The organism is Candidatus Uabimicrobium amorphum, from assembly GCF_009002475.1.
Classification (GTDB): Bacteria; Planctomycetota; Uabimicrobiia; order Uabimicrobiales; family Uabimicrobiaceae; genus Uabimicrobium; species Uabimicrobium amorphum.
In genome coordinates this window covers 1,954,905-1,977,938 of record NZ_AP019860.1, presented here as the reverse complement: position 1 = coordinate 1,977,938, position 23,034 = coordinate 1,954,905, and the positions used below count along the sequence as shown (strand labels likewise).

15 protein-coding genes are annotated in these 23,034 nt (G+C 40.9%); 5 read left to right on the top strand and 10 right to left on the bottom strand.

From position 1 onward, the window contains the following. Position 1: 1 nt before the first annotated feature. The 3 genes from UABAM_RS06990 to UABAM_RS06980 are packed head-to-tail and all read right to left on the bottom strand — an operon-like array spanning position 2 to position 4,827. Positions 2–3,061, bottom strand: coding sequence for an efflux RND transporter permease subunit (locus UABAM_RS06990; protein ID WP_151967283.1), 3,060 nt, complete (start codon positions 3,059–3,061; stop codon positions 2–4). A 13-nt stretch (positions 3,062–3,074) separates the two neighbouring features. Continuing rightward, on the bottom strand, positions 3,075–4,211 hold the full coding sequence (locus UABAM_RS06985; protein WP_151967282.1) for an efflux RND transporter periplasmic adaptor subunit: 1,137 nt from the start codon (positions 4,209–4,211) through the stop codon (positions 3,075–3,077). 19 nt (positions 4,212–4,230) lie between these two features. After that, positions 4,231–4,827 (bottom strand): TetR/AcrR family transcriptional regulator, encoded by a 597-nt coding sequence (locus tag UABAM_RS06980; RefSeq protein ID WP_151967281.1) that lies wholly within the window; start codon positions 4,825–4,827, stop codon positions 4,231–4,233. Between the two features lie 267 nt (positions 4,828–5,094). On the opposite strand from UABAM_RS06980, the gene UABAM_RS06975 reads away from it, so the two are divergent. From UABAM_RS06975 to UABAM_RS06965, 3 genes are all read left to right on the top strand, one after another. Further along, positions 5,095–5,937: a hypothetical protein gene (locus tag UABAM_RS06975; RefSeq protein WP_151967280.1), complete on the top strand. Its 843-nt coding sequence runs from the start codon at positions 5,095–5,097 to the stop codon at positions 5,935–5,937. A gap of 82 nt (positions 5,938–6,019) precedes the next feature. Then, positions 6,020–6,661, top strand: a complete 642-nt coding sequence (locus UABAM_RS06970) for a hypothetical protein (protein ID WP_151967279.1) — start codon at positions 6,020–6,022, stop codon at positions 6,659–6,661. A gap of 2 nt (positions 6,662–6,663) precedes the next feature. Then, positions 6,664–9,423 carry a HEAT repeat domain-containing protein gene (locus UABAM_RS06965; RefSeq protein ID WP_151967278.1) on the top strand — a complete coding sequence of 920 codons (2,760 nt, stop codon included), beginning with the start codon at positions 6,664–6,666 and terminating at the stop codon, positions 9,421–9,423. A 306-nt stretch (positions 9,424–9,729) separates the two neighbouring features. On the opposite strand, the gene UABAM_RS06960 is transcribed toward UABAM_RS06965, so the two are convergent. The 4 genes from UABAM_RS06960 to UABAM_RS06945 all read right to left on the bottom strand — a co-directional run bounded on the left by UABAM_RS06960 (position 9,730) and on the right by UABAM_RS06945 (position 14,994). Continuing rightward, on the bottom strand, positions 9,730–10,335 hold the full coding sequence (locus tag UABAM_RS06960; protein ID WP_151967277.1) for a DUF6935 domain-containing protein: 606 nt from the start codon (positions 10,333–10,335) through the stop codon (positions 9,730–9,732). A gap of 68 nt (positions 10,336–10,403) precedes the next feature. Beyond that, entirely contained in the window at positions 10,404–10,835 is a 432-nt protein-coding gene (locus UABAM_RS06955) for a hypothetical protein (RefSeq protein ID WP_151967276.1), read from the bottom strand. A gap of 52 nt (positions 10,836–10,887) precedes the next feature. After that, the gene (locus UABAM_RS06950; protein WP_261344000.1) at positions 10,888–12,174 is read right to left on the bottom strand and encodes an IS4 family transposase; all 1,287 of its coding nucleotides are present in this window, start codon (positions 12,172–12,174) and stop codon (positions 10,888–10,890) included. Between the two features lie 69 nt (positions 12,175–12,243). Next, entirely contained in the window at positions 12,244–14,994 is a 2,751-nt protein-coding gene (locus tag UABAM_RS06945; RefSeq protein WP_151967275.1) for a hypothetical protein, read from the bottom strand. A gap of 116 nt (positions 14,995–15,110) precedes the next feature. On the opposite strand from UABAM_RS06945, the gene UABAM_RS06940 reads away from it, so the two are divergent. Beyond that, positions 15,111–15,383: a hypothetical protein gene (locus tag UABAM_RS06940; RefSeq protein WP_151967274.1), complete on the top strand. Its 273-nt coding sequence runs from the start codon at positions 15,111–15,113 to the stop codon at positions 15,381–15,383. 18 nt (positions 15,384–15,401) lie between these two features. Here UABAM_RS06940 and UABAM_RS06935 read toward each other — a convergent pair whose 3' ends face one another. The 3 genes from UABAM_RS06935 to ileS all read right to left on the bottom strand — a co-directional run bounded on the left by UABAM_RS06935 (position 15,402) and on the right by ileS (position 20,852). Beyond that, the gene (locus UABAM_RS06935) at positions 15,402–17,171 is read right to left on the bottom strand and encodes a serine/threonine protein kinase (RefSeq protein WP_151967273.1); all 1,770 of its coding nucleotides are present in this window, start codon (positions 17,169–17,171) and stop codon (positions 15,402–15,404) included. A 428-nt stretch (positions 17,172–17,599) separates the two neighbouring features. Beyond that, positions 17,600–17,980 (bottom strand): STAS domain-containing protein, encoded by a 381-nt coding sequence (locus tag UABAM_RS06930; protein ID WP_151967272.1) that lies wholly within the window; start codon positions 17,978–17,980, stop codon positions 17,600–17,602. A 163-nt stretch (positions 17,981–18,143) separates the two neighbouring features. Then, on the bottom strand, positions 18,144–20,852 hold the full coding sequence (ileS, locus tag UABAM_RS06925) for an isoleucine--tRNA ligase (RefSeq protein WP_151967271.1): 2,709 nt from the start codon (positions 20,850–20,852) through the stop codon (positions 18,144–18,146). 413 nt (positions 20,853–21,265) lie between these two features. On the opposite strand from ileS, the gene UABAM_RS06920 reads away from it, so the two are divergent. Continuing rightward, positions 21,266–23,029: an alkyl sulfatase dimerization domain-containing protein gene (locus tag UABAM_RS06920; RefSeq protein ID WP_173013170.1), complete on the top strand. Its 1,764-nt coding sequence runs from the start codon at positions 21,266–21,268 to the stop codon at positions 23,027–23,029. Positions 23,030–23,034: the final 5 nt, after the last annotated feature.

Below are 23,034 nucleotides of genomic sequence, written 5' to 3'. Positions count from 1 at the left end.
CCTAGGTACGCACGCGAAAAAATAAACTAAACAAAACAGGCACTAAGCCAAGGGTAATCACTGTTCCCACCGTGAGTCCGAAAGCAATGACCACTGACATACTGTAAAACAACGGCGTCTTATTTAATATTAATGGCAACACTCCAAAAACCGTGGTTGTGGTAGAGATGACAATCGGACGAAAACGGCGTGTACAAGCTTGAAAAATCACTTCGTTGCTCAGTCCTTGTTGTGCGGCATCGATGTCGATACGGTCAATTAAGACAATGGCGTTGTTTACTATAATACCCGCTAATGCGTACAGTCCCAAGATGACCATAAATCCTATATTGGCCTTCATCACGATCAAACCTACTGCCGAACCAATAACAATAAAAGGTATGGTCAGAAAAATAATCGTCGCGCGACGGTAGGAATTAAATTGCGCAATGAGCAAAATGACAATCAGGCCTACACATAAAGGAACATTGGCATTGAGTGCTTGTTGCGATTCTAGAGAGTCTTGGACAACACCGTCAAATTCGATGGTATACGCTGGGGGAAGATCACGGACCAATCTCTGTAGTTTCGTTCGCAGCATTGGCACCATATCCTCAGCGGTCATTAACGTATTTTTCGCTTCGATAGTTACAGTACGAAATAGATCTTCACGAGCAATACGCGCATACCTATTTTCCAGTTTGATTTGCGCAATTTGCATTAGTGGAAAGCTTTTTTTGTACATTTCCGAGTAAACATACACATGCTTGATTTGCGAGGGCCGAAAGCGCTCTGTACTTTGTGCTCTCAGAACCACAGGGAAAATTTCATCTCCAGCGTAAAATTCACTGATATTTCGTCCTGACAAATAGGTCCTTAAAGTATTTGCGACATTCTGTGAGGTAATTCCTACGCGACGCGCTTTGCTTTGGTTTATCTCAATTTTAAATTGCACGATGCGATTTTCCCAATTGTGTTGTATATCTATTGACCCAGGTATATCGCGCAATATATCTTCTATTTCACTTGCTTTTTTGTATATGTAGTCTTTATCTGGCCCTTTAATTTGTACTTCTATCTTAGAGGAGTCAGAAGGGCCGAGAAACATTTTTGTTACCCGGGCGCTCAAGTTGGGAAATTCATCAAAAAACATTTTACGCAGTACATCAATCGTCACGTTTAGGTTTTTTAATTTATCGACGTTGATCATGACGAAGCCTTTGGAGTCTTCTGGATCTATGGGGTTTAAGGACAAAACAAAGCGTGGACCACCAAAACCAGCGTAGCTGGCGAAGGACTGAATGTGGGGAAATCGATTTTTTTCTTGGAGTTTTTGGTGGAGCAATTGTAAGGCACGTTCTGTTTCTCGAATAGAAGATCCCGCCGGAAGATCAAGGTAGATAAGAATTTGTGGCCTATTTGAATCGGGGAAAAAACGTACGGGTACTTTGCTCATCAAAAAAACGGAGGCAACCAGAGTTAGGAGCATACTAACTAAGAACGTAACGCGAAATCGCATAACGCCGCGCAGAATTTTTCCATATACATCGCCCAATTTTTCAAATACACTGTTCATCCATGACTCTAAGCCGCGATTTTTGGGTGTTGTGCGGATAAAATGATAGCATAGAAATGGGGTAATGACTAGCGATAAAAACCACGAGATGGTTAGAGAAAATAGGATGACCAACGAAATAGATCGTGTGTACTCATTCGACGCACTTTCCCCTAGCATAAGAGGCATAAAAACGAGAACTGTTGTTGCCGACGAAGTCAAAAGTGGTATGGCAAGGGTGCGTCCGATATTATATAGAATGTCGTCTTTACTTTCACCTTCTTCCAATCTTTTTTTGAAGTCCTCTGCAACCACAATCGCATTGTCGACAAGCAAACCAAGGGAAATAATGATGGTGGCAAGTGACATGCGCTCTAATGCCATTCCAGAGAACTTTAAACTAGCCAACGTAATCAAAATAGCTGCGGGGATGATGGAGCCGACAATGAGTCCCATGCGTAGTCCAAGAAACATAACCACCACTACGATAACCGTTACCAGTGTTTGTAGGACACTTTCGGTGACACCGTAAACCGCCTTTTCCACTTGATCTGCCTGGCGCGTAATAATTTCCAATTGATAACCGGCGGGAATGTCCCTGTTGAGATTTGCGAGCATTTTTTCCATTTTGGGGGAGAATTTCAGTAAATTAGAACGATCTCCTTGGTAAATGGCAAACACAATGGCTTGTTGTCCATTAAAATACGCTTTTTGTGTCGCCGGGTCGACAGTTCCTCTCTTGACTGTCGCAACGTCGCGAAGAGCAATGGACGCACCTTGTGGAGGGACAGATATCGGTGTCTGTTCGATGCTGGCAATATTTTGAAAATTACCTGTAGGGCGAATAGAAAAAGATCTTCCCAAAGTATCGATGACACCACCCAACTGAATGATGTTCTGCTCTTGCAGTTCTCTTATCAATGCGTTGGGGGCAATGCCTAACTGTGACAATTTGCTATTGGTAAATTCGATAAATATTCTCTCTTGTTGTACACCAAACAAATCGACTTTTTTGGTTCCCGGAACGGTGAGCATCATATCGCGTACGTGTTGAGCGATGCGAAATTTTTCTCCCATTTGCGTTTTAGAATCGGAAAGCAAAGCCACCGTTAGAATGGCCACATCATCAAAGTCGTCGTTGATAAAGGGTTTTGTTGTTCCCTGTGGCAAATATACGGTTGCTTGTTCAATTTCATGATGTAAGTCATCCCATATTTGCGAAAGATTAAAATACCGATCTTTGATGGTGACGTGAATAATGGATTTGCCTATAGTAGAAACAGACTCTATTTTTTTGACTTGTGAGAGTTTTTTTATGGCTTCTTCTAGTTTCTTGGTAATAAGTAGTTCTACTCTTTCCGCTGACATTCCCGGATATTCAGTGGTGACCACTGCTTCGCGCACCAATATTTTGGGATCTTCTTGGGCAGGCAAGGTAAAGTAACTCGTAAATCCAATCAACATTAAAATCAACGTAATCGCCACAGACACACGGCTATATTTATAACCTAAAGTAGATAAATTCATGGTGATGCCCCGTCTATTCGTTGTAAAGAATTTGCTGCTGCCCTAGTAGTCGTACTTTTTGACCGTGACGTAAGTAACTCAGGCCCGTACGGACAATACGCTGTCCTGTTTTTAGATTTCCTGTTACGAGGACTTCTTGGTCAAAAACCTCTTTGACCTCTACAGGGATTCTTTGTAGTTGTCCACCATACTTTTGTTTGCGAATGACAAGCAGGTAGTGCGATTGTTTTTCTCCTGCGGCAAAAGCAGTGATCGGAACGCGAAATAAATTGTTGGTGACTTTCGTTTGTGGAAAACGCAATGCAACTTGCGCCGACATCCCTGGTTTAATTTGATTTTCTTTTTGTGTTGCCAAGAGAGAAATTTGTACAGGAAACGCATTGGCATTTTCGGCTCGGGAGCCTATTTTACTGACGCGTCCCAAAAATAGCGTTTTACGGGTGATGGCTGGTATTATTACCCGAGCTTTTTGTCCTACTCTGATGTTATTGATGATGGTTTCAGGGGCTAATATCGCAACTTCTAAGCCACGGTCTTTTTGAATTTGCAGTACAGGTTCTCCCGCATTGAGATATTTAGGAGGGTCCATGTAACGTTTGGAAATAGACCCGTTGTAAGGGGCGCGAATGTGTGTATCATTCCAGTTTTCACGAGCTATTTCTAATCGTGCTTTGGCAATATCTATTCTTCGAATAGCGGTTTTGTACTTGGCAACGGCAATGTCATATTCTGATTTTGAAACGGAACCTCTATTTACTAAATCTTTTTTTCTTTTGTAGTCATCTTTAAATTCAATCAAGCTGGCTTTTGCTTCTAAATATTCATTCTGCCGCTGTTTGGCAGTGAGTCTGATGATCCTGTCATCTAGCTTGGCCAACAGGTCTCCTTTGCGGAATTTTTTTCCCAAATCAAAATATATTCCCGCCACCTTGCCGCTCATCTCAAAACTGACATCTGTTGTGTCAGCGGGTTGAACAACGCCTGACATTTTGCGCATGGAAGTGTTTTTTTGTTTTTGTAACTTTATCCAGGTAACGGTTTTTAAAAATTCATTTTTATAATCTACCTTTTGTTCGCAGGAACAACAAAACGTCACAACGAGGATGCATAAGCTGCTAAGTTCTAATAGTTTTCTAGTGTGTGTACGCATCACTATGTCCTTTTATTTTTCATGATTTTTTGAGATGAGATGTCATCTCTTCGACTACCTTAAAATACCCTGTTTTAAATTCGCTACTTGCAGGATCTTTGTCCGTAATAAATTTTACAAGAGAGGGTAAAACAATTGGGAAACTAATGAGCGCCATCAGGCCAATCAAATACAAATCTGGGGAAATTTCTTTCGAAAATAGACCATCTTTTTGCATTTCGTCAAAAAATGCCACCGCCCTTTTGAAATGATTGGTTTTATCTGTCTTTTCGTGAATGAGCTTGTCTAAATCGCTGAACTCTATCCATGAACTTAGCTTCAAGAATCCCTTTATTTCGTCACTATGCTCCATCCAGTGCTTTGCTTCTTCTCGTATGGAGTTATTCGGAGCTTTGTCTAGTATTTGGTCTAAGAGTAGAATTTGGTTTTGGAAAACAGCTTCAAAAAGTCCTTCCTTGCTTCCAAAGTAATGGTATATCATTCTCTTGTTAACACCAGCCTCGTCCTTAATTTTGTCAACACGAGCACCATCAAAACCATTCTCGCAAAATTCTTCTAAAGCCGCGCGGAGAATTTTGCGTTTGGTTTGTTGAGGATTTCTTTCGTTATTTGTCATCTATAGCACTCCATTATTTTTTAGATGAACCAAATGGTAACTAAAAGGTTACTTTAGTAACTATACGGTTACTTGTGGTGTTTTTCAACCTAATTTTGATTATTTTGCATAATATATGTCACATTTTTAGGCATGTTTTGGCGAAGACAAATAAAACTAGATCTTTGTTTTGATTTTTTGTTACGATGAATATTTATAGATAAATGTTGTAAAAGCGCTTAAAACGAAAGGAATTTCTCAACTCAGTTGAGAATACTTAAGTAAAGTATGAGAACTTACATTCGTCGTTTAAAGAATTGTGGTTTGCAAGGTGGTACTGTATCAGTGAGTGCCTTTAGAGGTGTTGTACCAACAAAACTTTTTTTATGCATTTGGCCAACAGATCCCAATATCAAAAATCGCGCTCGTTTTAGTGTACGTAGAGTAGATAACAATACACTGTTGGTATTGCATACCGTAAAATCACCGGCACAAAGTTGCGTTGTGAAATTTGATAAAACCGCCAATGTTTTTGACAACGATGGTTTTTTTTGGACAGCGGCCAAGGGACATAATTTTCAACTGCAAACCGCGGAAATTAATCACCGTGAAGTTTTATTTTGCGCGGATCATGTGAATAAAAACCGCTTTTTTTCAGATATGCTGCAAGTGATCAGCGCTAGTTACAGGAACGAGATAACACTCGTGGAGTATTTGCAAAAGACATTTGCCGTGCACGAAAAAAACACCTATGCCTTTGCTATTTATCTACAAGTGGAATTTAAGCGAGAAAAAATAGAATTTGGTAACAGTTGTGAGGAAGTATATCGCTTTCATTCGCCGCGTTCTATACTTGGGGACGTTAATATTAGTGCTTTGTTATATGAATATAGCAAAGATTATCGCCCACAAATGGTTTCTACGGCAGTAGATCCAAAAGTAATCGAAGAAACGCATAGTCGTGATGCGTTAGAGAGTTGCGAAACACGCCATAGTGTACGCGATGTCTTAAAGACTTGTATTGCCAATTTCTTACATGAAAAACAGTCAACAAAACTCAATGACGATGATTACACTTGCTTGGTAGAAGATATACTCGAAAATTTATCTAAAGTTTATGATGAAAATTAAAAAAATTTTACAGCCTGGTTGTGACCACTTTTATACAAAACTGCAATTTTTTTCGCTATGCGAGAATTGGCAGGACTACTCTATGTCCGTTGTAGAGCGCCAGTTACTGAGCGAAGCTTTTGCTGTGGTGAAACGCCAACACCCTTTTTTATATTACCACACGTTGTACCACATGTTAAGTTGCCCTTTTTGTGTCGACAAACAGCACAAACTTTTGGCAGATAAAAGTCATGAGTGTTTGTGGTACCTTGCCGAGAAGCACCCCGGGGAGTATTTGCATGTTGTTAGAGAAGTACAAAACCAAGAAGACATGCGCGCAAATTATTTTCGCGTTTTCTACAACAAACTCATTGTCGGAAAACAAGGGCGAATTCTGTTTTTATGGAAACAGGGGCAAGAACAACAACAGCAAATTTGCGAACGGCGTGCGGCGGGCACTAGGGACAATTTACCGCCAAACATGTCTGTGCCTCACCAATTTATCAACGGCAAAGATATGTCGTTGCATTTCGAATGGGACCCGGTGACACAGGATTTAAACATGAGTTTACGTGGTGGTTCCGTGAAACTACGCCTTGGTATCGAAATACATGTATTTTTCTTCGATGGCGAAAAACAAGTTTTTTACGGTAGAGATATCGCCATGGGGGGCATGTGGGAAATCGTGGCCGATAAAGCAAAGAATATTTGCCGCCTTGACTTTGTCTACAACAAAGAGGAATAGTTATGGATTTTCGCATCGGTTTTCCCATTGATGCTGGGGAGAAAGATTTGTCTTTTGTCACGATAACACGCGTCGTTGTGGCAAATTCACACTTTTGTACAGGAGGACAAGGTTCTGGACTACGTGAAAACTCTGGAGCGGCCTACGTATTTCGCCGCGCATTACCAGAGATCCAACAGAAGTGTCGCTACGAATTTACGCCAATTCCTATGCCAAATAGCAAAACAAGACCTGATAATCTTTGCGATGTTGGCTACTCTGATTCTGCGGCATGTGCCCTAGCAATTACACAGTACCACCGACAAGGCAGATCTTACGAAGTACCGCTGTTGTTGATTTCCTGCGCTTTTGTTGCACAACCACAACAGTATGGTTTAAAAAAGATCATGTTGGAAAAAGTAACGGGAAACGATCGAGAAGAAGCACGTGAATCTTTACTCAATAAGTGGCACGCGGCATGTAAAAACAACGCACGGGCATTGGTTCTTCATTGTGACGACGCACAAATCTTGAGTGAAGCGTTGTCAACAAAGAGCATTTCCGTCGCAGAAGTAAATTTTAATGAGGCGTCTGCTGTACCACATCTCGTTTCTTGTGAAACACATCAGTGGTCATTGCTATTGACAAAATTAACAAAACCCCGTTCTCCTTTTGTAAAATGGCGGACCATTTTGGTGCTTATATTTGTTTTGACGACATTGCTGTTCTACGGGAGCACATTTTCAGCGAATTCTTTGCAAAAATCTATCGTGGAAATAGCACAAACCGTTACTATGGCAGATGTATATAAAGAAGGAAAAGGCAAAAGCCGGCAGCGTATACGTCGTTATGTATCGGATTCGAATATACCGCTTGCCAACTATCGGCCGACATTGTTGGAAAATTTAAATCATGAAGATTGGCGTGTGCGCATTGTTAGCGTGTACTTAATCGGTGAAATGCAAGAGAAAAGGTTTGCCGAGGAGCGACTACTACAGTTTTTAGTGGAGGATACTTTTGTTGGTTTTGTGGCAAGTAGTATTCTCAACGAATTACAACCACATCTACGCAATGTCTTGCCTCTTCTCGACAAACTCGACAATAGCAATCAACGCTTCATTCTTGAAGTGATGAAAAATACAACTTTTGAAACGGATATCGCGACGTATTTGGCGTTAGAAAAATATCTCCGTCATGACAATCGCAGTGTTGTTGCCACAGTATTGCATTTGTTGAAACACTTTCCCACCCTTCCTGATGCAGCGATTCCCTTACTATTCGCAAAATTACAATCGTCAAGCATCAATGTCTCTAATCTGGGCATGCTGTGCCTGATGCTCTCTCCTAACAGCACCACCCATGTTATTGCGGAGTTAAAAAATAACCGCAAAAACAGAAGGGCGTTACTAAAAATTCTACACAACAAACCACGACAAGAAATCGATATCAAAACGATGGAGTATTTGCTGCATTCTTTTGCGATAGATAAGCTTCAATTCAAAAATATGAAAAGAGATATTTTTCTCAAAGTACCACCTAGGCAATTTTTGCCATTGTTGTTACGAAATTTACAAACAACAAACAATCGTTATGTCAAACAGGGAATTATGCACATACTTTCCTATGTAAATGATGTACCACGTTTGCCAAAACTAGTGCCTACTATTGCAAAATTATTAACACACCACGATATAAACGTGACAACTTACCAAATACTTATTCGATGTATCGAAAAGGTCGGTGTTGAAGCCACAACAAAAGTACGACCAATACTTTTGCAGCTATTAACGCGAAAAGGGGATGTCCTGTACGATCGAGTGCGTCGTGAAATTTTGGGATGTCTGGCAAAAATGGGGCGTGTACCACAATCTACTTTAGATTACACGTTGTTGCTACTAAAAGACGCGCATTTTTATCATCAGCAGATTATAGATTTGTGGCGTGTAAATGCATCACCGCAGTTGGTGCGTTCCCTGGAGCAAATTTTACCTCACTTACTTACGAACGAACAAGCCGTTGTTATCTTAGCTTTAGGAGAAATGAAAGAGGGAAGTAAGACATTACAATCTTTGGTACAAGGGAGTGTATCGTCTTATATAAAAATTTTAGCCATGGAGGCCTTGGCAAAGATAGATGGTGGGTTAAACAAAGAATATAAAGAATTACTTATCAAGATGGTGGAAGATAAAAATCCTAAGACACAATATGTATGCTTAAGGATATTGCAGCGCCTACATATGAAACAAGCGTTACCCCTCGTACAAAGTTTGCAACAACATCGCAATGCGCATGTTCGCGCACAGGCTTACATTACATTGGCGAAGATTACGAATGATACACAACCTCTACTTACTGCGTTTGATGACGCTTCTGATGTGGTGAGATATGCTGTGCTCGAAGAGTTGGCGATGAATGGCAATGCCCTAGCGTTTTTACGCGATATTTTGCAGAAATTCGACAAACCACAAGACATTTTACCGATGATTTTACAGAGCGGTAATTATTCACTTTCTCATATCGAACTTTTAGTACGTAGTGATGAAGAATTAAAAGAGATCGCCATCAATGCCTTGCCTAAATTTGTGGAAAAATCCTTGCCGTTTATTGAAAATCTTCTTAAAGAAGAACAATCTATGGATATTCTTCGTGCCATAGTGAAAGTTCTAAAAAATGTAAGTTCGCCCCGGTCTTGTAAGTTGCTACAAATCATTTTAGAGAAAGAGCCTAGTTTAGAGTTAGAAGCCGAAGTAAGAAGAGCACTACGTGAAATGAAATGTGAATAGTTGCGGTTGTGGAAGGTTGTTTTGGAATAGGTATTCTTTTTGCGATTGATGCCCTCACCATCGCCTTGTAGATTTCAGCTGCGCTGAAAGCAACAAGTCTCATGCCTCTCCCACGGGAGAGGCGTAACGCGTCTGAATTTGTTTCCATTTGTTTTCTTTGATGCATATCACCGGTACAATATAAGGTAAAAAGTTTCTTACATCACTACTTTTGACCCGCAACTCAAGTGAATTTAGTTTTTAACAAAAGAGACTACTGAAACCTGATTTTCGATGGTGAGGGCACCCATCTGAAAACGACTTTGCTTACTTTTTCACTCCAAGAGTTAAACTACTCCACTCTTTTACCTTCCAAGTTCCATTGTGTGGTTTTACGGTGACCGGGCGAGGATTGTCCGCGCCATTACAGTATACATATACCTTCAAAGCACCTTTTTCAAGTCTGCTATATGGGTTTTTAAAGGTTTCTACAACAAAAGGAGGCGTTGCGGTGTATTGGGGTTTGGTGGTTCCTTTAAAATAACTTTGCAGCATGTAACGTTTACCTTTAAGACGATCTCTTAATCGCTGTAGATCCATATTACCCAATTGCATACCATCGACGCCTTTGTCTCCCGCTTGCAGTAAATCGGGATGAGAAATGACTGACATGGCCTTTTGCCCAAAATCTTGATCTTCTGCATAAATCCACATTGCGAGAATTGTCATGGCAACAGCACCTTCGGGGGTGTTGTTTTGCTGACATAGGGCGGAATATTCAACGATATTTTGTGGAACACTTGCGATAGAAACTTCAGGTAAATCCGTTTTGGATGGTTTTTGCTGCAACCGTGGTTTTTCATTGAAGCGTGGCCTGTTCATCAGATCACAACCACAAAAGAATATGAGTAGAACACAAACAGTAATTTTCATAACGCTCTCCTAAAAAAAGCTACGTAGAATAGCTTTGCACAAAGCTATTCTACGTATTGTTTTGCGAATTAGTTTAGGGGAATTCGCAGTGGTTTTTTGCCACCTTCGATGCCATCAACTGTTACTGTTACGTACACAACTGGATCTGGCGAAACCGAACTTATTCTCAAACGCGCTGTATAATTATTTCCTTGCCCTTTTTTGACAAATTGACCATTACTTCTCTTTTCGTACCAGGTAATTTTTCCTTTAGGTACTGTGGCCTTTATTTTTACTTGCATACTGCGCGAACTAAATCCACTAGGTCTTTTGAGCGGTTTTATCGGGGCAATTTGCAAGCCGCTGTTTGGGTCAAAGTTTTTGTTGGCGTTCCAGTGCGCTACGTAATTTGACTCAATCGGAGCTGCAACTAAGTCATTGGCATTAATTCCCGCATGATCAAAAAGACCGGCGAAGTAAATGTCATCACCTGCGACAAAGTGACGAATGTCGGAAGACACAACCTGCGATCTCCCCCTACGTAGTAGCCCAAGCCCATTGACTTAAGAAAATCTAGTAAGTAGGTTTTCGTTTTCTTTTATAGTAATTAACTTGTTTTCGAGGAGATTTAACTCGGGGTCGAGGGCGATCTTTTCGAATGCAAGTAGGAGAAGAAAGAAAAAGTTGAGTAAGTTTTTCAAAAAGTAAATCAGAGTCATTTTCAAAAAGTAAATCAAGAGCGTAGTTTTTAATGGTATTAAAAGAAACGGATTTATTGACCTGCTGAGGATACTTATTGCTAGAAGTTTTCTGATCAAGAATATCTTGAGCATCTTCAATAAGAATAGATTCAAGACCACTAATGTAAATAGTAGCATAGAAATCTTGTTGAACAGATAGAGTAGTTTTGCCAGTGAAATTCTCAAGGTCAAGACGGTTTTTAATGCGATCAAAGAAAGTTTCTATACCCCATCTAAACCAATAAAGCTCTTTAAAATCATCAGTGGGGTACAATTGTTCATCCACTAAGGAAGAAACAAGGACTTCAACATCACCTGTATCAAGCATAACACGAACAAAACGTACAGAAATTTTCGATGGTAGAGACTGGTCATTAACTAATTTCTTTTTATCGTCAGGAGGTTCAATAGTTGTAATACAGCTCTCAATTTTCTGCTTAAACATTTTGTTTGCTTGATAGAAAGAATTAACAGGACATCTAACTACAAAATTGATACCTTTTTTACATAAATGTGCTAACAGGGTATATGAACAATAACCTCTGTCGAAGAGAATGAGATCATTTTCATTTGCATGTTGAAAGTGTTTGTAAGCAAATAGCTCTTCATCTTTTTTACAGTGTCCTATTTCGCTATCAATTGCGATTTCGTTTAGTAGATCATAAAGTACTGACACTGTTGCAAATGCGTGTGATCCTTCTACACTTATGTTTTTATTTTTATATCTTATTGTGCCAAAATGTTCTTCTATCTCTTTTTCATTTGGAAGTCTTACTTTTGATCCGTCTATTGCACATAGACGAAAACCTTTGTATTTTCTGTAGTCTTCATCTTCATACAATGTTTCAACTACTGCTTGCTTATTTAACTCTATAAAGGCTGTATAATTCAGCTTTTTCCTTGCTTTTGTATATGCTCCTGAGGTTACCGTTGTAAAATTTGTAAGCAAGTCTTTTACGAATTCGTTTAGCCTATTTTGTATTGATTTTATGCTTTTACGTATCATGAATACCATTAATCTTGAAAAAGGTAGTTTTCTTTCTCTTGTAAAGTCTTTTTCGTTTTTACGATGCATTTTTTTGAAACGCTCTGACTCTAATAGTTCTTTACTTTTATCTATTACTCTTTTTTTTCATAATCTCTTCTTTTACTGTTTTAAATTATTTTATACTATATACTTACGCTTAAGTCAATGGGCTTGACGTAGTAGCCCTCCACCAAATGGCTTGAGTTCCCCTGTTTGTATATCGAGAACTGCAGCTCCATGAAGTGGCTGCCAGGCATTGTCAAAATGAAATCCCCCGGATAACAATAGCTGATGATCGTCGATGAAGGTCATCTGGAAAATGTCTCGTGAAACGCCACCTACTTTTGTGCAGGAAACCCAGGTGTTGCTCTTGGCGTCTAGCTTGGCGATTCCAAAAGTCTCATGACGTTTGTTGACTGGTAAACGGTTATCTACAACGGCAAGTGTTCCTCCGACATAGAGATTGCCCGACTTATCCATGGTCATACAACGAATTCTTGGAAAACCCGACATTAAAAAACCGCGATATAACTCTGGTTTTGCGACTAGACCAGGCAAGCCGTTGGGATAGTGTTTCTTATCCAAAGGACTCAAACCGATAAAAGTACCTTGACCAACAGGTCCCCAATCTTTGGCTTTGTAATTCCACTTGGCGATGTTATACAACATGCGTTTATTTGTCGAAATACGACCATAGTAGTTAAAGGTTCCACCAATATATATGTCTGACGGAGAAACGCTTTCATCTATATAGATGGAATCGATAATTAGAGTCGGTTTCGCTGGCATCTCTGCCATCAGCATGCGTCCCATGGGATGATACACACCGTTTTTGTCGATACGAATGACTTGACCAACAGCTTTCGGTGAAGAATAGTTTGTGTTTTCCAAACCACCGCGCGAGCCAACTAAGTATAAGTCTCCGGTTTTGCTATCCCAGGCGATATCGTTTACGGGACTACCGCGATTAGGGTCGGAGTTGCCAAAAACTTCTGTGCCGTTTTGGGTCTTTCCGGTTAACGGACTCCATTTGCCTTTTACTATATCATATATTGCAATACCTGCATAGTTGTTAATCGAACCGTATACCCATAACTTATCGTTTTTGAGTTTCATCCCCTTTGGTGGGCTACCCACACCTTGGATATCTTTTCCTTTTTGCGAAGCGATCGCTTTCCAACCTTGGGTCGAATGCTGCCATACATACCAATATACACCGCGTACCGCTTCCCACCTTCCACAGAAATACAGCGTATCTTTGTGCTTAACTACCCCGGTGATGTTCGGAGCTCCTGTGCCATCGTCCATGCCTGTTTTCGCAGACATTTGTGAATTCTTGCCGCGTGCACGTGGCGGCTTGGGAAAAGCTCGTGACCAATGTTCGTTTCCACTAGACCATGTTGTCGTTGGCATTTTAAACGCTTGGGACTTTTTGGCTTTTGTCGAAAGTTTTACCGGGTTTTTATCAAAATCGATCGTTTCGTTCCACCGTGCAATGTACCACGATTCGAATTTTTTGTCGTTGCGATTGCGTCCGGTTCTTTTTGCTCCAATGTAATTAAAGTCTCCCACAAAATAAACGTCATTTCCATTTACTGTCAAACGGCACTCTGGCATAGATCTACCCGCCAAGCCGCTGCCGAGTTGTTGCCAACTATTGTTTGCAGGATCATAACTAATGGCCATGTGTGCAGGATCGCCATTTTGAAAACCTTTGATTTTTGGACCACCAAATGCTCCGGCGAAGTATATTTTTCCATTACTTGCTTTGGCAATGCTATAAACTTCACGACCCATACCACCTTTGGCGGTGGGGTCTATCCACATCTGCTTATCATTGTCCCACTTGGCAATTCCTTTAAACTTCTTTTTTCCTGCTTTGCCTTGCGAGAAAGCACCACTAATCCAGATGTCCTTACCATCGACTAAAAAATCAAGTACACGAACCGAATCAAAGTATTTAAAATCAGCAGCGCGTTGCAAAATCATTTCCTTGGCTCGTGGCCCAAATTTTCGGGCGATTTTGCGTGGGTATGTTGTCCATCCTTTACCTTCTTGGTAATGGGCAAAACCAGTAGAGTACTTCGCAGTACTATCTTTTAAAACCGGGTTTAGTCCATTGCCCGCAGTGTAGTGAAACTTTCCCCCTACGTATATCGTTGAAGGCGAAGTGCTGGTATCGACAAAGATTTTGTAAATGGCAGGCTTACTACCTCCGACACCAGGAAGTACAGGCTCTAGTGAATTTGTGTCAAAATTGTAGCGGTGGATTTGTGATGAAATCGGCATTTTGCGCGAGGCCTTTCCCTTAATACCTGCAAAAGTTCCACCGATGTAAAGATCGTTACCTTGTGAATCATACGCCAAGCAGTACACTGCTCCAGCACCAGCATTTCCGTTGTATTGAAAGTTACCAAGAGGTTGCCATTTGTTGGCAGAAGGCTCGTTAGGATCATAGATCGCCACAGCTCCTACGCGATGATACATCACACCACCAGGGTTGTCGATACGTGTAAATTCACCACCGACCACTAAGCGCCCATCGGGTAACCACAAGAAGTCATTTATTTTTCCATCAGGCCCAACGCCACCTTGTGCTGTGTGAAAATGGCAAATGGCTTCATATCCGTAATCAGGAGACCACGACCATAGGTACCAGTAATGGTTGAGTTGACGCTTACTGATGTCCCAGCCACTTACACCATTTTCCCAAGCGCCGGACATGTACAGTTTGCCATCATGCCATTTCGTTTTGCGAAAAATGGGTTTGTTGGTCGCATCTGACATTCCTGTAGACGGCAACATTTTATTCGAAGATTTTGGTTTGGTAAATTGTTTTGACCAGTGTTTGTCATCACTATAGGCAACAGCGCATAGAGCAATGATGAACGAGAGTAGTATATGTTTTTTCATAATAAAGTCCTTTCTATTTACTAGAGGTTTCTCAACTGAGTTGAGAAAAAAAATTTTCGTGGTAGTATGTGAAGGTCTTTATTTTGTTTTAGCGGTTTTTCAGCGGAGAGCTAGCGATGGGAATGTTGCTTTTGGAAATGATGATTATGGAAATGGAAGATGAACTAGGTATTTCTTTGATTGAGTATGTTGATGACGAGGTGTCCGTGAGGGAACTTTGCCAGCAAATTAAAACATGCACGGCTCTATCTGAAGAGGATGCATGGACTTTTGTGTGCGAAATCGTGGAAAAGTTTAGCGGGATAAATGGGGATAGTGTATCGCAGGAGCAAGTGACAGAGGATATGATCATTGATCGGCATTGTGTTGTTCAATGTTATAAAAAGTAGCGCCGCGGCGCTACCTTTTTATTTTAATGTCTTTTTGATTTGGTCATAGTCTTCTTTTGATAATAACTGACTGACCTGTAGTTTGGCCATTTCTTGCCAACTGCTTTCATTGGCTAATTTGGCAGCGGTATAAAGTTTAGCCCAGGCTTGTGCTTCGAGTTGTTTATAGCGATATAAGGGCGTATTTTCATATGCCGTACGATATTTGTGTGTGCAGTCGAGAACAACCTCTTTAACACGTAAAAATTTTTGCTTGTTGTCTAACACATTTTGTTCTTTGTTTTTTTGCGGCATTTGACTTTTTTGTGGCTTCGCGGCTGGTGTAGGTTGCTCTTCATCATCATTTGCTTTGTCTTCGTTACTTTCTATATAGGCACCTGCGCTTGCATCACTCTCGATAAAATTATCTTGCTTTTCTTGTGGTAAATCAGACGCGACGTTTTTACCAGAGGAAGATTCGATCTTTTTGGCCGACGTTTCTTTGATGATCTTCTTGTTCAGTTTACGCTTCAGGTCTTTCGACTGCAAAAAGGAATATTGTTGCTCTAACGCGGCCAACTGCTCCAAGGCCATGGAAGCACTATTTTCGCTGCGTTTTTTGTGCTGATAGTGGCTCCAAAAAGCGAAAAAAGCAATAAACAGTATACTGGTAAAGACGACAAGGGAAATTTCTTTTCGGTAGCGCAAAGCAGTATTTTTTGCTTTATCCCACAGTGTATATTTGCAGGCACTGACTTGGCGGTGGTCTAAGAAACGTTGAATGTCTTGTGACAATTCTTTAACGTTTTGATAGCGATTTTCCGCGGCAAACGCCATCGTTTTTTTTAGTATGGCGCGTAACTCGCGTGGAATAGTTCCAAAGAGACCTTTTTTGGGAATTTCACTTTGTTTTCCCTGCGAAACCGTAGCTAAAATTTGCGCTGGGCTGTTTCCTTTAACACATCTTTCACCAGTGAGCATTTCGTATAGTATGGTTCCCAAAGCGTAAATATCGGAACGATGGTCAATGTTGTCTATTTCACCACGCGCTTGTTCAGGGGACATATAAAGAGGAGTTCCGGCAATTTGCCCAGTAATTGTTTGAAATCCACCTTCGCGGCGTAGAGTCGTAACCGGATCGTCGCTAAAGACTTCTGTTCCCTGGCCAACAACTTTGGCCAATCCCCAGTCCATTACCATTACTTCACCAAAATTACCGATCATAATGTTCGCCGGTTTTAAGTCGCGATGTATCACACTTTTCGAATGTGCATAGTCAATCGCATCACATATTCCTTGGAAAATGCGAAACATTTTGCCTTGTGTCCACTCATGGTCCGAATTTTTTGTGATGTGTTGTATAAGTTGATGGAGGGATTTACCTTTGACGTATTTCATGGTGAAATACAAATTGTTGCCATCTAAACCCATTTCGTGAATAGGAACAATGTTTGGATGTTCAAGTTGTCCGGTAATTTGACCTTCTTCAAAAAATCGCTGTAGGGTTTCTGGTGATTTTTGGTTTTCGCTAAGTAACATCTTACTCGCAACTACTCGTTGGATATCACGGTCTTTCCACAATAAAATTCGTCCCATTCCTCCGCGGTTGATCTCGTGAATGACATCGTATTTTCCACCCATGACAGGCCGTGGCTCTTTCCCGGGTGGTCCTATGGTACTATCGTCCATTGGCAAGGTAATTTTTGTGTCAAGGTTTAGTGTTTTCGCTATACTACAAACTTGGGTATCCGCCGAGGACACAACTTCGGTGTTGTTCATATCTATTTGTGTTTGGTCGTTATCTGACATCGCAATCTCCTTTTGACATTTTGGCTACTGAGTAGTTAGTGTTATATGATAAGAAAAAGTTCCTTATTTTTACAAATTTATTTGAGGAGAATATGGAAAAACGTTGTTTGTACAGTAGAGATACTGCGAAGCGGCGTGTGGTATACCTTAGTTCTTTCAGTTTACCAGGATTGTTTGTTGAGAGAATATAAAAGCTCTTGTCGCTTTTATAAATAAACATTATGACATAAATCATGTGAAGACAAATATGGAGGATAAGTTATCATATGTTCTTGAGCGGGAGAAGGATAGAAAACAAATATCATATTTATGTGAATATAGGAGTAAGAATCTATGCGGAATATAAGGGCTTTGCGTTGTTAAGGACAGACGCGGGTCTGCCCTCAATTGTGACAAAACTTAATTGGGATGATATCGATGACTTCTGACTACCCCGCGGTATCACTAATAGCTTCATCTACAGTTTTGTACAGTTTAAAAAGGTCTAAAACACCAACCATTTCAATCAATTTTACGCGTCTTTCATCCAAGTTGACAAATTTTACGCGACCTCCTTTTTTTTGTAAATAGCTGCCAAGGGTTGTCAACATTGCCATATAAGAACTATTCATAAATGCTAAATCGCGAAAATTGAATATGATTTCTCGTGTACCTTCATCAATGCGTCGTATGAGTTCTTGCTCGTATAGAGAAACTGAAATTTCTTCTCTGTCAGAAAAAACCAACGTTCCCCCTGGAGTAGCACTAGGAGCTTCTAAAACAAGAGAAGTATCATCTCCTTCTCTAACTTGTGTAATTGTGTTTTGCATTTCATTTACCTTCGCAATATTTCTATTAATTTTGATTAGGGCATGTCCTCAATGAAAATTCATTGGTGACAGGACCTAGCAATACGACTGAATTATAGCAGTAAATAGTAGTTTTTATCAACACAATACTTATGTTGATTTCGATAAGTATTGTGCTGTAAATTTATTCGGTATGTAAATGGAGTACATCAATGCAACGTTGACATAAATCACCGCTGTCTTTTTCTATAGAAAAGTATTGCCAACAACGTTGACATTTTTTTCCTGCAAACACCATGACACTCATATCTCCGTCACTACAGCTGACGCGAGCTACCGGAAGCAGCTGTGTAAGTATTTTGCAATACTCTGTAGACACTTGGCCTCCGGCATTCACATGAGCTTCTGCGAAAGTCTTTATAAGACCTCTATTTTTACTATCTTCTAGTTTCTTTAGTATATCTGTTCGCAGTTGTAGAAGATTTTTCCACTGTTGTTGCAAAGCGGCATCACAATAATCTGCGTTGACATTGCAAAACTTACTCAGGTGTATGCTGTGTTCATCGCAATCTTTGCGCACATGTTGCCATATTTCTTCTGCGGTAAAACTCAACACCGGTGCGATCCACGGTAGTGTAGTTCGTAAAAGTTCACGCAGTACAAACTGTGCTTGTCTTCGTTGTGATGAGTTGGCAGATTCACTGTATAAGGTATCTTTGCGCACATCGAAATACAAAGAACTCAATTCGTTACTGAAAAAATTTTGTACTAGTTGAAATACCGTGTGGTATTCGTATCGTGCATACGCTTCGCGCACTTCACCATTCAGGGTGTGAAGGCGCGTGAGTATATATTTTTCCAACTGCGGAAGGTCGCAAAATTTGTGTATTTGTTGGTCGTCATCATACAAGTTTCCCAGCAAGTAACGATACGTATTACGTATTTTTCTATAATATGTCTGCACTTGTTGCAACTTGTCTGGTGAAAATTCTACATCGTCGCGAAAGTTTTCCGAGGCTACCCATAAGCGCAGTAAATCAGCACCATACTTTTCTATTAAGTCTTTGGGAAAAAGTGCTCCACGCGACTTTGATACCTTTTGCTTTTCGCGATTTTTTGTGCGCGGTTCAACGACATACCCATGTGTTGCTACGGCTTTGTATGGTGCAGATTTATTTCCGGCTACGGCCAATACCAAAGAGCTTTGGAACCAACCGCGGAATTGGTCGCTTCCTTCCAAGTATAAATCTGCTGGATATTTTAAATCTTGGCGTTTAAGGACGATATCTTGCGTCGTTCCCGCATCAAACCACACATCTAGTACATCGTTCTCTTTGGTAAAATTTTGTGCGCCACAGCAACGGTAATCTTTGGGCATTAGGTCTTCTACCGGTTTTGTAAACCACACATCGCACGTTTCCTGGGAAAAAAGTTTGACCACATGTTGCATCACCACATCATCTCGTACCTGGGTGTCGCATTCATTGCAATAAAATACGGCGATCGGTACTCCCCACGCTCTCTGACGCGATACACACCAATCCGGTCTTTTTTGCAACATGTTGACGATACGCTTCTTCCCCCACTGCGGTATCCATTGTGTTTTCGTGGCTTCTTCTATGCAACGTTCGCGAAGTTTGTCGTAGTCCATAGACACAAACCATTGTGGGGTGGCACGTACGATTACCGGGGAATGGCACCGCCAGCAATATGGATATTCGTGTTGTTGGTCATGTTGTTGTACCAATGTGTTGCTTTGTTGCAAGGTTTCTACAACTAAATCGTTTACCTCCCATACTTTTTTCCCGTGAAATTGTGGCACTTCGTCCGTAAAGTATCCATAGTCGTCTACGGGGCATAGTACCGGAAGTTGGTATTCCTTGCCTACGGCAAAGTCTTCTTCTCCATGCCCCGGAGCGGTGTGTATGCAACCTGTTCCTTGCGAAAGGTTCACATGCTCGCCTAAAACTACCGGAACATTTCGCGATAAAAAAGGATGTTGGCACAGAGCGTTTTGCAAATCCTTTCCCGAGAATGTGGCAACTACCTCTGCGTTTTCGATGTTACTTTTATCGCAAAAATCATTGCGCAAATCACTTGCGGTGACAAGGTACTCGTCGTGTTGTGCCAATACACAATATTGATAATCTGCATGTAGACATACGGCAGTATTTGCCGGAAGAGTCCATGGAGTTGTTGTCCACACTACAAGCGATACTTCTTTTATCGGCACATTGTGTTTGGTACAAAAAACTTCACTATCGACTAGCGAAAAACGCACATACACCGCGCGTGAGGTGTGGTTTTTGTACTCTAGTTCTGCTTGCGCAAGAGCAGTGTGACATTCCACACACCAATGAACAGGCTTTTTCCCTTTGGTGAGTGCGCCACTTTTTACCAAGGAAAACATTTTTTGTGCGGTCAGTGCTTCGAAATCAGGATTCATCGTTAGGTACGGTGCGTCCCAATCGGCAACGACGCCCAATCTTTTGAATTCTTGCATTTGCAAGTTGACGTACTGTTGGGCGTGTTCACGACAAGCTTTGCGCAGTTGTGCAGTGTTTCCCTTGACTTTTTTGAGCACTTGCAATTCGATGGGAAGACCATGGCAATCCCATCCGGGTACGAAAGGCGCGTCGTAGCCTTCCATGTTTTTTGCTTTTACCGTGATATCTTTTAGCACCTTGTTGAGAGTTGTTCCTATGTGTACATGACCGTTGGCATATGGTGGTCCATCATGCAGAACAAATTTAGGCTGCCCTGCACGTTTGGCGCGTAAGGATGGATACAACTGTTTCCACAGTTGTAATATTTCCAACTCACGTTTTGCCAAATTTGCCTTCATTGGAAAGCTTGTTTTTGGTAAATTAAGAGTGTGAGAGTAGTTAGTCATAATTATCTCCGAACAAAACCATTGCAGTGGTTTTTTTGAATAAATAAAAAAAGCCCTCGAATTTTCGAGGGCTTATTTTGTAAATGTAGATAAAAAAAGCCCATCGCTATCGATGGGCCATTTGGAAATAGTTTATGGAGTTAAATAGAATTTGACCATCGAATAGGCATAACGATACCAATAATGGTAATAATTATGTCTACGCGAAGGTTAGAAAGTCTCATTTTTTTCTCCATAAATCAAAAAGATCTTGTAGTGTAAATATGTTGTTTTATGTATTCTCGGTTTAAGTGTAATATGCGATTGGGAAAATTGCAAATTTATTTTGTGTCGGGCGTATCATCCATTAAAATTTATGAAGCGTTACATTTGTATTGACGGGTTGTGATATTTTGTTGTTGATGGGATCAAGTATGAAACCAAAAAAAATCTACTATGTATTGATAACTATTTTCACTGTGCTAGTAATTTGTTGGGGAATTTTCAAGTATATTACGTATGTTCCCTCTACAAAGTTGGATAGCGAACGCGTTATTGTTTTGCCGAAGCAATTGGAGCATCAAACCAATAAAATTATTGCACAACCACGTGTGGAAAAAATAACCGAGAATGTTTTTGTGGCGCTGAGTTATGATTTGGCGAATGTGATCTTGATTCGCACAGATGCAGGCAATGTAATTGTCGACACGGCATCATGTCCCAAACGTGCGCATGAAATTAAAAAAGCTTTGCAATCACATATGCACGAAAAAACAGCGGCGGTGATTTACACCCATAGCCATGTCGACCACATGGGGGGAGCTAGCGCCTGGGTACAAAAAGACACACAAGTTTGGGCAACGGAAGCATTCGCTGAACATGTATTTAAGCAGTATGGTTTATTTACTCCTACAGAAAGGCAGCGTGGATGGCGGCAGTTTGGCCGTCACGTAACAAAAAAAGATTTGCCGACATCGTCTATTGGTAAACGCCTTGACCTGGAGGCGGTATTACAAAATGGAACGCGTATTCCTTCGCATACGTTTAGCGACAAGCATATTTTGCACATTGGCTCAGAAGAAATTCATCTTGTCGAAGCGCATGGGGAAACGCATGATCAGTTGTTTGTATGGTTACCACGGCAAAAAGTACTGATGGCGGGGGACAACTATTATCACGCTTTTCCCAATTTGTATACCATTCGCGGTACAAACCCACGCCCCATCGCTGAATGGATTAAAAGCTTAGATAAGATGCGAAGTTATGATCCTGATTATCTCATCCCTTCTCATACACAGCCGGTTATTGGTAAAGATAAAATACGTAAGTGTTTGCGTGATTATCGCGATGCCATTCAGTGGATTCGCGACGAAGTGGTGCGTCGTGCCAATCGCGGAGAGAGCTTGGCAAAAATGACAGATGAAATTGCCTTGCCAGGACATTTAGCACAAGCAGAAAATTTACGTGAATTGTATGGACAAATTGACTGGTCGGTTCGTGCAATTTATACAAATGAACTTGGCTGGTTCGATGGCAATAGTGATGCTCTGTATCCGTTGCCGCAAAAAGAGCTTGTGCGACGCGAAATCAAATTAATGGGAGGTGAAGAAAAGGTTCTCTCGGAAGCTAAAAAAGCGTATACTTCAGGTGAAATAAAGTGGGCAATTCATTTGTTAGCAAAGCTACGAGACTACGGGTGGCAGTTACCAAAAGTAAAAAAAGAACTGGCGGCATGTTATGCAAAACTAGGACGGCAAATATTCAACACCAATGGGCGCGCTTATCTACTAGAGAGAGCCTATGAGCTTCATAATGGTGAGGTAGCTCCGCCTTTGTCACAGCTGGACGATACACTCATTGCCCAGGTACCCTTAACGGTAATTTTTCGCATTATGTGCTCGCGAATAATACCGGAAAAATCCATAAATACTCATGAAACGGTCTTGTTTCATATGAGTGACACGCAAGAGAAATTTTTTATCACTATCCGCCGTGGTATTGCGGAGCTGGTAATGAACCATGCGCTTCCTAATACGCCTTCTCCAGTAGCAACAGTTTACACCGACTCGATGACATGGAAAAAGCTGGCATTGAATAAACAGCAAGCAGCAACCGCGATCCGTGAGGGAAAGTTAAAAATCGAAGGTAAGATTGCATTTTTAAAATTTCTCAAAAAATTTGATCGTAGACAAGGATAATGCAA